Genomic DNA, 15,239 nt, shown 5'->3' on the forward strand with positions numbered 1-15,239 from the left:
AAGTCGGAGCCTAGAAATAGGCTCCGACTTATTTTTGCTCTCTTTATCGATTGAAGCGGTAGCCACTTCCCCAGAGTGTTTCAATTGGAGAGTCAGAAAGATTGGCTTTTTTTAATTTTTCCCGAATCCGTTTAATGTGAACAACGACAGTCGAAACCTCAGTATCTAAGGCATCAAACCCCCAGACACTTTCAAAAAGTTCTTCTTTATTCCACACACGGTTAGGATGTTCCATCAAGAAAACCAGCAATTTGTATTCTTTACTAGTAAAAATAACTTCATTTTCTAAAACAAACACTTTGTGGGCGGCAGTGTCGACAGCGATTTCATTGATTTTTAGTAATTGTGGTGGTTGTTCTGCTTTGCTTAACAATTGATAACGGTTCATATGGGCTTTTGCTCGAGCGACTAATTCATTGGGACTAAACGGCTTGATTATATAATCATCCGCACCTAAGCCAAGCCCACGAATTTTATCAATATCTTCTTTTTTAGCCGAAACAATCATGATCGGCGTTTGCTTTTTTTTCCGAATTGCACGACAGATTTCAAAACCATCCATAGTTGGCAGCATCACATCTAAAATAATTAAATCAAAGGGCTCATTTAAAGCTGCTTCCAATCCTTTTTTTCCATCATGTTCAATTGTGACAGTCATATCGTTAATTTCTAAATAATCTTTTTGCAAATCAGCAATGCTTGGATCATCTTCAATAATTAATACATGTGGTTTCATTTTTCATCCTCCAACAACGGCAGCGTAATTATCACGTTGGTGCCGTCTCCTTTTTTACTTGTGACAGTGATTGTTCCCTGATGATAGTCAATAATTTGTTTGACAATACTTAATCCCAAGCCGCTTCCTTTAACTGTTGGGGTTCGAGATTTGTCTACACGATAGAAGCGTTCGAATAAATAAGGTAATTCTTTTTTATCGATACCAATGCCGTTATCTGTAATGGTTAAAACTAAGTCTGTTTGATTATGCGTTAAAGAAATCGTAAAGGCTAGTTGTTCTTTAGTGGGATCCGCAAATTTAATGCTATTTTGAATTAGATTGGTAATCACGCGATTCATCTGCGTGGGATCCATTTGAACGTATAAAGCTTCGGTGGGAAGTACAGAAGTGATCACGAGTTCTTGTTCCAAACGGTATTCTTCAAGAATATGTGCAATAAAACGAGTGAAATTGGTCTTTTCCATTGTAAAGACAGCACGGTCTAGGTCTAATTTAGAATACAAAAATAATTCTTCAATTAAATCATTGAGGCCTAAACTTTTTTCATGAATGACCGTTAAATAGCGCTGTTTTTTTTCTTCAGTATTGGCAACGCCATCCATCAAACCTTCAACGTAACCAATAATAGAAGTAATTGGTGTTTTTAAGTCATGAGAAATATTTGCAATTAATTCTTTCCGATTAGCTTCATATTTTTCGCGTTCCGCATTGGCTTCTTCTAAATCTTGCCACATTTGTTCAAAACTAAGTTGGAGCTGTTTGACTTCTGTTGAGACGGTTTGGTGGCTAGTTGGTGTAAATGGATTTTCTTTTTGGGCATCCTTACCCAATGTTTTAGTCGCTTTTTCTAATGCTTCTAATGGCTCGATAGTGGTTTTGGTTAAGCGCTTATTGATGAGCCAAGCTGCCGCAATTGCTATAAGGATAATTAACAAAATCATCCAGATAATCCAGCGTGTGAAGAATTCAAAAAGGCTGCTTTCGCGTTTCAAGACAATAAAGCTCCCGTTAGAACCATCTAAATAATGAAAATCGGATTTGACATAATGATATAGACGCCCTGCATTATCCAGTGTGCCAGTTGGCATAATATTATTCATTTCGTAGTTTGGAATATGTACAGACAAAGATTTTTCTACTAAATTATCCGAATAATAAGGAAACCGTGCATTCTTTCGAATAATCACACTTAATCCTTTTGCCTCAATTGTTTGAATCGTTTCCTTTAATTCTTTACTTAAAGGCGTATCTAGTAATTTCGGTGACTTTTTTAACAATTGATCTAAGGCCAAATAACTTTCTTCTTCGTTAGCGGTCAATGGTCGTTGCTTATTCATCATTCGGTAAGCTTGGGGCAAGCTGGGAACAGTTCCTAACGTGATGTAAGAAGCTAAGGATAAAACAGCTAAAACAGAGGCTAAAGTAATAATGATGGCACTAATATAAGAAATAAAAAAGCGGCGTTTAATGGTCAAAAGCGTCCCTCCTAGTGGTTTTAATCTATTTCTTACTTATAGTGTATTACAAGTGAACAAAAAAAAGCTAGTATTGTTATTAACTTTTTTTCATTTGTTTATAATTTGTTCATTTTTCGGCAAGTAGGAGTTTATAAGGCTTTGCTATTCTAAATATATCAAAAAGAAAAAGGGGATTACCAACCATGAAAAAGAAAAAAATTTTTAGTGCGCTTACCTTATTAACCTTTAGTACGTTGTTGATTGCAGGCTGTGCTGGCGGAGCCAACTCTGCAACAGATAAATCAAGTGCAGCTAGCTCAAGCACTGCAGTCTCTAGTTCAGAAGAAGCAGCTAAAGAGCAATCAAAAGGACAAGAATTAACAGAAATTTTATCCAGTACTGATTGGCAAGGCACAAAAGTTTACGACAAAAATAATAATGATTTAACAGCAGAAAATGCTAATTTTATTGGTTTAGCAAAATATGATGGTGAAACAGGTTTTTATGAATTTTTCGACAAAGAAACAGGTGAAACCCGTGGCGATGAAGGCACATTCTTTGTGACAGACGATGGCGAAAAGCGTATCTTAATTTCGGATACACAAAACTATCAAGCGGTGGTCGATTTAACGGAAGTGACGAAAGATAAATTTACCTATAAGCGAATGGGTAAAGATAAAGACGGGAAAGATGTAGAAGTCTTTGTAGAACATATCCCTTATTCTGACGAGAAATTAACCTTTACGAATGGCCGTAAAGATTTAGAAACAGAAACTGGCAAGATTGTTACCAGTGAACCTGGGGATGACATTTTAGGGGCTACATTATGGAATGGCACGAAAGTTTTAGATGAAGACGGTAACGATGTTACTGAAGCAAATAAAATGTTTATTAGTTTAGCGAAATTTGATAATAAAACAAGTAAATATGAATTCTTTGATTTAGAAACGGGTAAAACACGTGGAGATTTTGGTTACTTCCAAGTAATTGATAATAACAAAATCCGTGCTCACGTTTCAATTGGTGACAATAAATATGGAGCTGCATTAGAATTAACAGAATTAAATGATAAACGTTTTACGTATACACGAATGGGTAAAGACAACAATGGCAAAGAAATTAAAGTCTTTGTAGAACATGAACCATATGAAGGAGACTTTACGCCAGACTTCACGTTCTAATTAGTCAATCACGAGTGGATGAAGCGGTCAAAAGGAAGTAAAGGATTCTTTTGACCGCTTCATTTTTAACAAAAAAATAGTTTATAGTTGTTTTTAATCGTTTATAAATTGTTCATTTTTCTGACAGTGGTAGTTTAGAATCGTTTGTTAAGATAGGTTTATCAAAGAAAAGGAGCGATGCTTTATGAAAAAGAAAGTATTAAGTTCGATTACTTTAGTAACATTAAGTACGTTACTTATAGCAGGTTATGCAAGTCCAGCATTTGCAGGTCATGCAGCCAATCCAAATAGTGCTACAGCAAATTTAGGCAAACATCAAAACAATGGCCAAACAAGAGGCGACAAGGCGACTAAGATTTTATCTGGCACGGACTGGCAAGGAACCCGTGTTTATGATGCTGCTGGTAATGATTTAACGGCAGAAAATGCTAATTTTATTGGTTTAGCAAAATATGATGGTGAAACCGGTTTTTACGAGTTTTTCGACAAAAATACTGGGGAAACCCGTGGTGACGAAGGAACATTTTTTGTGACAGGTGATGGCACAAAACGAATTTTAATTTCGCGGACACAAAATTATCAAGCCGTAGTGGATTTAACCGAAGTGAGTAAAGACAAATTTACTTACAAGCGTTTAGGGAAAGATAAACTGGGGAATGATGTTGAAGTTTACGTGGAACACATCCCTTATCACGGGAAAAAATTAGCTTTTACAAATGGACGTGAAGCATTAACCAATCAAACTGGCAAAATTGTGACAAATAAATCAGGGGATAAAATTTTAGGAACAACCTTGTGGAATGGCACAAAAGTCGTAGATAAAAACGGTAATGATGTGACAGCGGCCAATCAAAATTTCATTAGTTTAGCGAAATTTGATCCAAACACAAGTAAATATGAATTTTTCAATTTACAAACAGGTGAAACCCGCGGCGATTTTGGGTACTTCCAAGTGGTGGACAATAACAAGATTCGGGCCCATGTATCTATTGGTACGAATCGTTACGGTGCGGCGCTAGAATTAACGGAACTAAACAATGATCGATTTACGTATACTCGAATGGGTAAAGATAACGCTGGTAATGATATTCAAGTGTTCGTGGAACATGAACCTTACCAAGGCACATATCAGCCAGCCTTTACTTTCTAGTCTCCTCTTGTCTTCTCTCTCATTTAACAAAAGAACGTCCCCCAACGTTCTTTTGTTTTCTCTTCTTCTATAAATAAATTGTTATTAGTTACAATTAAACATTATTATTAAGATAATTATAATGATTATTATTTAATAATTTGTTCATATTATGGACAGGTGGAGTTAATAACTACTTGCTATCCTTAAATTATCAAAAGGAAAGGGAGTAGTAGCTTATGAAGAAAAAAATGGTGGGGACAATTACATTATTGGCCCTAAGTGCAATGTTAGTTGGTGGAGTAGGGAGTTCTGTCACAGCACAGGCATATGCGCCTGTAGCAATGGCTAATCCCAATAATTTAGGAGATTTACCTGAGTATTTACGCTCGGTTGGTATTCGGCAAGATGAAATGTTATCGGAAAAAGATTGGGCAGGTCAACGTGTCTATGATAAAAATGGGACCGACTTAACCGCTGAAAATCAGGATTTATTGCATGCAATCAAGTTTGATGCAACCACTAGTTTCTATGAATTTTTTGATAAAGAGACTGGAGAATCCACAGGAGATGAAGGAACCTTCTTTATGACCGCGGGTATTACAGATGTTTCCCGTCTTGTAATTATTTCTGAAACCAAAAATTATCAAGGTGTATACCCACTTAGAACTTTATACCAAGATACTTTTACGTATAGACAGATGGGGAAAGATAAAAACGGAAATGATATTGAAGTTTTCGTAGAAAACAAAGCAACCTCAGGACCAGTTTATGGTCGTCCGCAGCCATACCCCAATAATCGTCCCAGAACACTAGAATTCACGAATGGACGCCGTGCCATGACAGAACAAACAGGCCAGATTGATGTAAATCGACAAGGGGATGAAATTATTGGTAAAACTTCCTTTGATGGGACACCGCAACTTCTTTGGAATGGCACAAAAGTAGTGGATAAAGATGGCAATGACGTAACTTCGGCCAACCAAAACTTTATCAGCTTAGCGAAATTTGACCAAGATAGCAGCAAATATGAATTTTTCAATTTACAAACTGGTGAAACTCGTGGCGACTATGGCTACTTTAAAGTAGGGAATCAAAATAAATTCCGTGCCCATGTGTCCATTGGAACCAATCGCTATGGCGCTGTCTTAGAGTTAACAGAATTGAATGATAATCGTTTTACGTACACACGAATGGGTAAAGATAACGAAGGAAACGATATCCAAGTCTATGTGGAACATGAACCATACCAAGGAACTTTTAATCCTGAATTTACCTTTTAAGAACAAAACATACGAATGGAAACCAAAAAAAGTTTCGACTTCTTTTGGTTTCTCTCTTTTTAAAATAGAAAAACAGAGAAAGCGTTTTAATCGACAAATAAAAAAAGATTCGTTAGATTAGAACCACTGGAGAAAAATCTCATATTTCTCTCGAGGAAAGGAAGTTGAGCACAATGAACAAAAAAAATTTTAATGGGGCTATTAAGTGTCGTGACCATTCCATTACTTGCTGCGTGTCAAGGAGGAGAAACACCCTCCGCAGCGTCAAAAAATAGTCAAACGGTGACTACTCAAAGTAGTGCAAAAACTGAAAGCACCAGTACAACCCGTTCGGTGGCTCAAACAACATCAAAAGAGGAAGTGAAAGAACCGATGAAGACCTATGAAGTGGGTGCGCTTTTAGAAGCAGCCAATCAACGAGATACGAAGAAGGTCAAGGAAATTTTACAAGATACTACTTATCAAGTGGATGAAGTCGACACAGAAGGCAATACACCGCTCAATATCGCTGTGCACAATAATGACATTGAAATTGCAAAAGCGTTGATTGATCGGGGTGCCGATATTAATCTGCAAAACAGCATTAGTGATAGTCCCTATCTTTATGCGGGAGCGCAAGGACGTACGGAGATTTTAGCGTATATGTTAAAAAATGCGACACCAGATTTAAATAAGCATAACCGTTACGGTGGCAATGCGTTAATTCCGGCAGCTGAAAAAGGACATATTGACAATGTGAAGCTCTTGTTAGAAGATGGACGAGAAGACATAGATTTCCAAAATGACTTTGGCTATACAGCGTTGATTGAGGCAGTGGGGTTACGTGAAGGGAACCAACTATACCAAGATATTGTAAAATTGTTAATGGAAAATGGTGCGGATCAATCCATTAAAGACAATTCTGGTCGAACAGCAATGGACTATGCCAATCAAAAAGGTTATACGGAAATTAGTAAAATTTTAGCACAGTACAACTAAGTATTGTGTCCTTTCGGGAAGGAATAAATACAGGTAGGAGTGAAGGAAAGCATGAATTATTGGTTAAAAAATGTTCGAATTGAAACAGGGTATCAAAAAGAAGGTGACTGGTTATCTGGGACAGTAACCAAAGAAGTGGCAATTGAAGTAACAGATGGAGTATTTACGAAAATCATTCCCAATGAAGAATTGGTAGAACAACCTGGGTTGACAATTATTGATGGTCACCATCAATTGATTTTACCAGGTTTGATTGAAAAACATTGTCACTTTGATAAAAGTAAACTAGGTGTTCCGTGGTATCCGGTGACGCCAGCGAAGTCAATTGTGGAACGTGTCGAAGCAGAAATTCCTTATTTAGATAGTTTAGAACTTTCTTTAACTGAACGCGCCAATCATTTAATTGACTTAGAATTACCACATGGCGCGACAGCCTTCAGAACACATGTTGACGTGGAACCGATGACAGACTTACGTTATTTTGATGAAGTCCAAGCATTGGCCCAAACGAAACCATTTGCGGTAGAAATTGTCGTCTTTCCACAGCACGGCTTACTACGTTCAGATTCCGTTGAATTAGTTGATCAAGCATTGGCAAAAGGTGCCGATTTTATTGGTGGCGTGGATCCTTATTCATTGGATGGTGATTACAAAAAATCATTGGCTGAAACATTCCGCTTAGCAGATAAACATGGTGTCGGTGTGGATATTCATTTACATGACCGTCATGAAGCTGGGACAACAACGATTAAAGAAATTATTCGTTTAACGAAAGAATATGGTCTACAAGACAAAGTATTTATCAGTCATGCCTTCGGGTTAAATGATTTCATTGGTGAAGAACGTGCCGAAGTTTATGACGCTTTAGCAGCAGAAAAAATTCATATTAATTCCAGCATGCCAATCACACCTAATACGATTCCGCCAATTATGGAATTGTTAAGTCATGGAGTCAATGTTCATCTTGGTTGTGACAATATCTACGATTGCTGGTCTCCCTATGGTGATGGTTCATTACAAGAAAAATTGGCTCGTTTAGGTGAACTTTTTAATGTGAAAGATCAAGATGCTTTAACCCAATTATTGGGCTTAGTGACAGATGGTGTCACAACTTTAGACGAACAAGGGCAAGCAAATTGGCCGCAAGTTGGTGCTGAAGCAACTTACTTACTCACTGAAGCAGAATGTGCGGCGGCTTTTGTCGCTCGTCAGACACCGGTGGAAATCAGTGTGGTAAAAGGAACCACACTTTATCAAAAATAACAAAAAGAAGCGAGATTTCTCGCTTCTTTTTTTGTTATTAAATTTATTTGGATTAGACGCTTAATTTTACAATTGAAAACGACATCCATCTTATATTTCATTGATGAAATTAGTGAGAAGAAGTATGATTTAATTTAGCTCTGATTACTTTTGATACATCGTTTTTCAACTGATCAAAATCTGATCTATAAGTAGCAATAAAAACCAATAAATCAACGCCTTCTTGCGTATCTAATTGGAAATCATAACCGTTTAATTGTAAAAATAAGTCGGTTGCCATTACAGCTGTCCGTTTATTTGCATTGTAAAAACAATGCTTTGTTGCAATGTTAATCATTAAAATAGCTGCTTTTTCTTCAATTGTTGGGTACAGGTCAACGTCAAAGACGAATTGTGCTGGTTGGTTGCTAGCCATTTCTAATGCATTACGATCTTTGATGCCAATTTGTTCTGCGGGAGAATACGTTTGAATCAAGAAAGTATTCATTTGAAATAGATCATCCGCTGATAAATAATAAATACTTTTCATTTAGTAACCAATTCTTTGTACAGCTCATTATGTTTTTGTTTTGAGTTCTCCATCATTTGTTGTAATTTTTTTTGATGTTCTGACATATTTTTTTTAACAATAATATCTTTTAATTTTTCTTCGTCTACATAAACGATGTCTGTCGCAGTCGCACCAATGCTTTCTAGAAACTCTTTTGACAATGTCATAACAACAGAATTCCCAACTTTTCTAAGTTTTCTTTCTTTGATTTCCACTAGTAACCCACCTTTCGTATATATTGTATATACAGTATATCATGGATCATAAAAAAGTTTCTATCACAAGTCTAATACTTTAATAAAATTTCTTGATTGCTTATCGTTCCTTCAGCCAGCTATCCAATTGCTCAAATAAAGTGATGACCGAAGGATCTTTGGTTTGTTTTAAAAAATCATGTTCTAAATAGTAAACCGCTTTAAAGGTACTCTCAGGAATGGTCCGTCCGATTTTTTTGCTATAGCGGAACGGCACTTCTTCGTCTGAACTGCTAGCTGTACTGAAACAAGGTGGAAAAGTTTTTAATGTTTCGTCTGACAGTGCGTAAGCAGACCAGTCCCCATTTTCTGGTAATCCGTAAAAGTGCGGCAATAGCGCTTGCTGAATACTGTAATGATACAGCAGATAGCGAGAAAGAAAAGGATCATCCCAAACAGGCTTCGTTTGGTCGATAGCAGCTATTTCTTTAGCGGAAATGGCTTGCTTTAATAATTTCCGTGGCTCTTTAATAAATTCTAAATCTGTATAGCCGTAAAAATTGACTAAAAATTGTGGCATCAAATTTAGTGTTTGTAATTGTTTGGTTAACTGTAACATTAAATAACCGCCAGCGGAACGCCCGCACAAACCAAATGGCTGGTTTTGAATAATCTCTTCGTTTAACAATTGGAAGGTTTCTGTTAGTGTCCCTAAGATGTGATCGATTTTTGTATTTGGAGCCAACAAATAGTCCAGCGCTAAAACGGTATAGCCATTGCTTGTAAACAGCTCCTTCAGTTCTTCTGGTAAATCACTTTTGGTTCCATAAATCATCCCGCCACCGTGTAAATAGACGACATAGTTCGTTGGTTCAGTCGTAGTGGGGTAGATAGTAACTGTTGCGCCATTAGCGAGTGTTTGATTGTTTTTCAAGTGCACGTCTCCTCATCTTTATAATGTATGTGGCAATTTCATAATTTAACAATTGCAAGGGATTGGCTAAGTCAATATCAAGAAGTTGTTCCACTTTATTTAAACGATAACGAATCGTTTTTGAATGGAGGAACATCGCTTCAGAGGTCTGTTTATAGTTGCGGTTATTTTGGAAAAAACTGTACAAAGTTTCAAATAAATCGTAGTTGTTTTCGGCTAATTGATAAAGTGCGCGAGGAATTAATTCGTCTAAATTTTCCAATTGGTCTTCGCGGATAAAATTTTTAAATACCCCGATATCGGCTAAGGTGACAATTGGTCCGTTATAAAAAGTTTCATTAAAGCGCAGAATGTCCAGACATTCAATCAGTAGCTCTTTAATCCCTTCTCGTGATTTTAAACTGCTGACGGCAACGGTAAGCGTGTCGTTTTCTTCTAAAAGTTCAGCTAATAAACGACTTAATTGCAGCTTTGTAATTTTTCCATCACTTTCATTGAAGTTAAAAAGGACCGCCGAATAATTTAGCTGATCGAAGAAGATGGATTTCACACGCAGGGTACGAAGTAAGGCAATAATTCGTTCTTTCATGAGTTGTGTATTGGTGTCTTTGGTAGAAAAAGCAATCGCTTGGTAAGAATCTAGCTCTTGCATTTGCACTTCACGAAGCAAACTGTTTAGCTCGTCAGGATTTTGCGGTGTATTTTGTAAAATAGCATCCGCTAAGTTGTTCAAACGAGTATACCGTTCTTTTTTTAACAAATTTTCGGTATTGAATTTTTCTTGTAAGACATCAATCGCATTTTCTATAATCACTAAATCCGTTTCTTTAACCTTTTCATCTTGTAAATAAACCAGAAGTAAACAATTAGTGGAATAACTATTGAAAATAGAAACTTCTAGTGCCAACTGTTTTTTGGGGTTGGCATGAGAATAAAGTGTTAAAAGAGAGTAATCATTTTTAGTGAACTCACTGTTTTTTAGTTTTTCTCTTGAGAGCACAATCGCATCATGGGGTAAGTCGCCATCGCTAATTTCCAGATGTTTATCCAACATTTTTAAAGCGAAGGGTAATTTAATGATGTCATAAAATTCTTGCATAATCGTCTCAACCGTTGGGTAGTGGCGCTCTAATTTGGTGAAACGTTGGCGTACATCGTAATACGTACGTAAGACATGCGACTGATAATTCAACAAAGGCTCGTAAATCGTAAACAGAATTTTTTCATAGCTAATGTCTTGTGTGATTTTAATTAAAGGAATTTCATAATTGAAACATAATTCGATAAACCATTCTGGAATCATTTTAATGAATCGATCTGTTTTCAAAATTAAGCCGCTGATGCCAATTCGGCGCATCTTTACGAAAAAATTTTCCAACTCTTTTTCGGGTAGATCATGCAATGCGTAGAAAGAAGTCAAAATTAACTGATTCTTTCTACTCCAGTTCTCAATGTCAATCGCTTCTAAGACCATTGCCGAGTCAACTTCATTGTCTAAACCAATCTCTTTCGTCAAAATTTTACCTTTTTTTAAGTCACCTATCGATAATAACTCTCTTAATTTCATCGTTTTCTCCTTTTTTCCTCTTATGGATAAAAATTATACCATTTTTTTAGAATTATGTCCGATGAAAACACTTTCTCGTTTCGATACAATAGCATTGTAAGGAATAGATAGGAGGATGAACAATGTTACACACAGTAATTTTGAAAAACAATTACCAAGACTCCATCAACTTAATGTTATTGACCAATAAAATCAATGCATTAGATGGTGTAACCATGAGTCAAATCATGATGGGAACAGATGCCAACAAAGACATCCTTAACAACACGAACTTGTTAACGGATGAGGCCAATAGTGCATCTGCAAACGACATGATGATTGTGGTTGACAGTGAAAAAGAAAACATCATGGAAGAAGTTATGCCAGCGATTGATGAATTCTTAGATGATTTATCAGCAAAGGGAACTAGTGAAGAAGCACAAGCAGCGACTTCTTGGTCAGAAGCGTTTGATCTTTTACCAGAGGCGAATGTAGCGCTATTCAGTATTCCTGGTGAATATGGTGCGCCAGAAATGGAACGTGCCTTAAAAAATGATTTACACGTGTTCTCTTTCACGGATAATGTGTCAATTGAAGATGAAGTACGTTTGAAAAAATTAGCGCATGAAAAAGGCTTACTAATGATGGGCCCTGACTGTGGAACTGGTATTATCTCAAGTATTCCAATCGCCTTTACAAATGTTGTTTCTCCAGGAAACATTGGCGTTGTTGGTGCTTCAGGAACAGGGATTCAAGAAGTTACAACGATTATTGACCGCTTAGGTGGCGGAGTTGTTCACGCCATTGGTACTGGTGGTCGTGACCTAAGCGACAAAGTAGGCGCTATCACAGTGAAAGATGCTATTGTGGCTTTAGAAAATCACGAACCAACCGATGTGATTACAGTTATTTCTAAACCACCTGCAAAAGAAGTTCGTGATGAAGTGGTTGAATTATTACAAAGCATTTCAAAACCAGTCGTTGCGATTTTCTTAGGAGAAAAACCAACAAGTCACGAAGGCAAAGTTTATCTAGCTCATACATTAGAAGAAACAGCTAAAATTGCTGTTGATTTAGCAAATGATGTGGCCGTGAAGAAAAATTACTTTGAAGCATTAGCAAAACCAGCTGTACCAACATTACCAGAAGATAAAGTTGTAAAAGGCTTATATTCAGGTGGTACATTAGCTTCTGAAGCGGGTATGTTAATTTCTGAAGCTTTAGACCTTGGCGGTTTAGTGAAAGCAGAAGGTTATGTCTTGAAATCTCACGGTTATGAAGTCATTGACTTAGGCGATGATATGTATACACAAGGTCGTCCGCACCCAATGATTGACCCAGATGTTCGTATCGAAAAAATTCGTGAATACGCACAAGATGAAAAAACGGGGATTATCTTATTCGATGTGGTGTTAGGCTATGGTGCTCATGAAGACATGGTTGGTGCATTGTTACCAGCAATTGAAGAAGCGCGTGCCACAGCCAAAGAAGCAGGACGTGATCTTTACTTTGTTGCAACTGTTTGTGGGACGACGAAAGATCCGCAAAATTACCAATCGTCGGTTGATCGTTTGAAAGAAGGCGGCGTTTTAGTTGCAGAAAGCAATGCTAAAGCTGTTCAATTAGCTTTATTACTAAAAGGAATCGAAATTTCAGAAGACGATAAAGAAGTGGTTGCTTACAACGGACCAACTGTCGATGTACCAAAACCAGGCGAAAAAGTAATGGAACTATTAACAACCAAACCAAGAATTATTAACGTTGGGTTGCAAAGCTTTACAGAATCAATCGTTGATTACGGTGGCGAAACTGTTCAATTTAACTGGCGTCCGCGTGCCAACGGCAATAAGAAAATGATTAAAATTTTGGATGCTTTGGAAGATTACAGTGAACAAATCGAAGCTGAAAATCACAAAGTAACAGATAAAATTAAAAATGCACAACCATTCTTAGTAGATGTGGTACCTGCGAAATCAGTGATTCCAGAATTAAATGATGATGCACAAAAAACATTACTTCATGCTGGACCACCAATCCAATGGTCTGAAATGACTGGACCAATGAAAGGTGCTTGTATCGGAGCTGCATTATTCGAACGTTGGGCAGACAATGAAGAAGATGCTTTGAAGATTTTTGAAGCTGGCGAAGTACGTTTCATTCCTTGTCACCATGTAAAAGCAGTAGGACCAATGGGCGGTATTACTTCTGGTAATATGCCAGTCTTTGTTGTAGAAAATCGTTTAGAAGGTAACGAAGCATACTGTATCTTGAATGAAGGTATCGGTAAAGTATTGCGTTTTGGTGCTTATTCACAAGAAGTAGTTGATCGTTTAGATTGGATTAAAGATGTTTTAGGACCAACGATTGCGAAAGCCTTGAAACTTTCTGAAGAAGGCTTGAACTTAAACGTATTGATTGCGCGCTCTATTACAATGGGTGACGAGTTCCACCAAAGAAATATTGCCGCATCGTTGAACTTCTTAAAAGAATTGTCTCCATTAATTATCAAAACAGATATTCCAGAAGATCAAAAATACGAAGTAATCAAATTCTTAGCTGACACAGATCAATTCTTCTTAAATGTCATGATGGCAACTGGAAAAGCAATTGTTGATGGTGCCCGTAAAGATACCAACGGAACGATTGTCACAACGATGACTCGTAACGGCGTGAACTTTGGGGTCCGGATTGCAGAAACAGGCGATCAATGGCATACCGCACCAGTAAATACACCAAAAGGTCTTTACTTCACTGGTTTCAGCGAAGAAGACGGAAATCCTGATGTCGGGGATAGTGCAATTACTGAAACAGTAGGCGTTGGAGCAATGGCTATGGTAGCTGCACCTGGCGTAACACGGTTTGTTGGTGCAGGTGGCTTTGAAGATGCGTTAGCAACCTCAAATGAAATGGCAAAAATCTGTGAAGGACACAACCCAACATTCTCAATTCCAACTTGGGATTTCCAAGGAACTTGTTTAGGAATTGATATCCGTAAAGTGGTGGAATTAGGAATTACACCAATCATCAATACAGGGATTGCACATAAAAATGCCGGTGTTGGTCAAATTGGTGCAGGGACAGTTAGAGCACCTCTAGGCTGTTTTGAAAAAGCCCTAGAAGCGTATGCTGAGAAACTAGGCATTACGGTTGAATAACCAACTAGTCATTAGTGACTACATTTTTCCTATCCACCAATATGGCAAGATGGGAACCATTCACAGTGTTTTTGAACGTTCATTTAATCTGAAAGTCCAGGATCAATTAATCAATGTTGCAAACTTCCATAATTATTTATCAAGCTTTGGTATGTTTTTGCCAGATCAATTGTTTCAAGAAATCTTTCCGTATGTACAACAAGGTAATAAAGTCAAAGTCACAGAAAATCAGTTGACCTTTTACAGTACAGTCGGCGTGAAAACGATCCAACTCACACCTGCCGAGGTCGTTTCTTTAAACATTACTCATTTCAAGTTAGAAAAAGACCAATTACGCTTGTTGCGAGACCGCTTATTAGCGAGAAACTTAGAACGTAGAATTGGCCTGCCTTTAGACGAACGAGCGAAGCATATTTTCAAAAAAATGAGACAAAAACAAAAAGTTTGGACACTATCGGAATGGCAAGAAGTAACGAATTATCTGATTGGTCGGGGCAAAGGGTTAACCCCGAGTGGTGATGACATTTTAGTGGCGTATCAAACAATTCTGTTCATACTTGCTGATGAAAGAGCTGCGGCGTTAGCCGCTACTCTTTCGGCAGCAAATTTATCCACAACAGATGTTAGTAAAGGCTATATTGCAAGCTCGGCTAAAGGATATGTAAATTCATTGTTGTATCAGTTACTCTTGGATTTGGAGAACCATCGGGATAATAGAGTTGACGAAAATATTGACAGAATTATACAAATCGGACATTCCTCTGGTAAAGATATGTCATTTGGAATGTTGCTAGCTTTACAATCTGTAGAGTTAGATGAGAAGTGAGGAG

13 protein-coding genes are annotated in these 15,239 nt (G+C 37.3%); 7 read left to right on the forward strand and 6 right to left on the reverse strand.

What is annotated here, in order from left to right; genetic code table 11:
- Positions 1-43 precede the first annotated feature (43 nt).
- Positions 44-736, reverse strand: coding sequence for a response regulator transcription factor (locus tag IGK70_RS01405; protein WP_002355236.1), 693 nt, complete (start codon positions 734-736; stop codon positions 44-46).
- The gene (locus tag IGK70_RS01410; RefSeq protein ID WP_025190950.1) at positions 733-2,076 is read right to left on the reverse strand and encodes a sensor histidine kinase; all 1,344 of its coding nucleotides are present in this window, start codon (positions 2,074-2,076) and stop codon (positions 733-735) included. The genes IGK70_RS01405 and IGK70_RS01410 overlap by 4 nt, the downstream gene beginning before the upstream one ends.
- A 323-nt stretch (positions 2,077-2,399) precedes the next feature.
- Between IGK70_RS01410 and IGK70_RS01415 the strand changes: the two genes are divergently transcribed.
- The 5 genes from IGK70_RS01415 (at position 2,400) to IGK70_RS01435 (ending at position 8,030) form a co-directional block, all read left to right on the forward strand.
- Positions 2,400-3,377, forward strand: coding sequence for a DUF4822 domain-containing protein (locus tag IGK70_RS01415; RefSeq protein ID WP_002380015.1), 978 nt, complete (start codon positions 2,400-2,402; stop codon positions 3,375-3,377).
- 184 nt (positions 3,378-3,561) lie between these two features.
- Positions 3,562-4,527 (forward strand): DUF4822 domain-containing protein, encoded by a 966-nt coding sequence (locus IGK70_RS01420; RefSeq protein ID WP_104855594.1) that lies wholly within the window; start codon positions 3,562-3,564, stop codon positions 4,525-4,527.
- 218 nt (positions 4,528-4,745) lie between these two features.
- Complete coding sequence (locus tag IGK70_RS01425) at positions 4,746-5,789, forward strand: DUF4822 domain-containing protein (protein ID WP_104855595.1); 1,044 nt, start codon at positions 4,746-4,748, stop codon at positions 5,787-5,789.
- Between the two features lie 192 nt (positions 5,790-5,981).
- Positions 5,982-6,767 (forward strand): ankyrin repeat domain-containing protein, encoded by a 786-nt coding sequence (locus IGK70_RS01430; RefSeq protein ID WP_202573303.1) that lies wholly within the window; start codon positions 5,982-5,984, stop codon positions 6,765-6,767.
- Between the two features lie 51 nt (positions 6,768-6,818).
- Positions 6,819-8,030: an amidohydrolase family protein gene (locus IGK70_RS01435; RefSeq protein WP_438775149.1), complete on the forward strand. Its 1,212-nt coding sequence runs from the start codon at positions 6,819-6,821 to the stop codon at positions 8,028-8,030.
- A gap of 109 nt (positions 8,031-8,139) precedes the next feature.
- Here IGK70_RS01435 and IGK70_RS01440 read toward each other — a convergent pair whose 3' ends face one another.
- The 4 genes from IGK70_RS01440 to IGK70_RS01455 form a co-directional block, all read right to left on the reverse strand.
- On the reverse strand, positions 8,140-8,559 hold the full coding sequence (locus IGK70_RS01440) for a type II toxin-antitoxin system death-on-curing family toxin (RefSeq protein WP_002355245.1): 420 nt from the start codon (positions 8,557-8,559) through the stop codon (positions 8,140-8,142).
- A complete protein-coding gene (locus IGK70_RS01445; RefSeq protein ID WP_220421670.1) occupies positions 8,556-8,795 on the reverse strand; it encodes an AbrB/MazE/SpoVT family DNA-binding domain-containing protein in 240 nt (79 codons plus the stop codon). Before IGK70_RS01445 ends, IGK70_RS01440 begins: the two co-directional genes overlap by 4 nt.
- Before the next feature lie 100 nt (positions 8,796-8,895).
- The gene (locus tag IGK70_RS01450; RefSeq protein WP_002397026.1) at positions 8,896-9,708 is read right to left on the reverse strand and encodes an alpha/beta hydrolase; all 813 of its coding nucleotides are present in this window, start codon (positions 9,706-9,708) and stop codon (positions 8,896-8,898) included.
- Positions 9,683-11,275: a PucR family transcriptional regulator gene (locus IGK70_RS01455; protein ID WP_002355248.1), complete on the reverse strand. Its 1,593-nt coding sequence runs from the start codon at positions 11,273-11,275 to the stop codon at positions 9,683-9,685. Before IGK70_RS01455 ends, IGK70_RS01450 begins: the two co-directional genes overlap by 26 nt.
- A gap of 122 nt (positions 11,276-11,397) precedes the next feature.
- Between IGK70_RS01455 and fdrA the strand changes: the two genes are divergently transcribed.
- Both fdrA and IGK70_RS01465 read left to right on the forward strand, forming a co-directional pair.
- Positions 11,398-14,409: a DUF1116 domain-containing protein gene (fdrA, locus tag IGK70_RS01460; protein WP_002355249.1), complete on the forward strand. Its 3,012-nt coding sequence runs from the start codon at positions 11,398-11,400 to the stop codon at positions 14,407-14,409.
- Positions 14,402-15,235: a DUF2877 domain-containing protein gene (locus tag IGK70_RS01465; RefSeq protein WP_104855597.1), complete on the forward strand. Its 834-nt coding sequence runs from the start codon at positions 14,402-14,404 to the stop codon at positions 15,233-15,235. The genes fdrA and IGK70_RS01465 overlap by 8 nt, the downstream gene beginning before the upstream one ends.
- Positions 15,236-15,239: the final 4 nt, after the last annotated feature.

The organism is Enterococcus sp. DIV0358 (assembly GCF_051713465.1).
GTDB classification, from domain to species: domain Bacteria; phylum Bacillota; class Bacilli; order Lactobacillales; family Enterococcaceae; genus Enterococcus; species Enterococcus faecalis.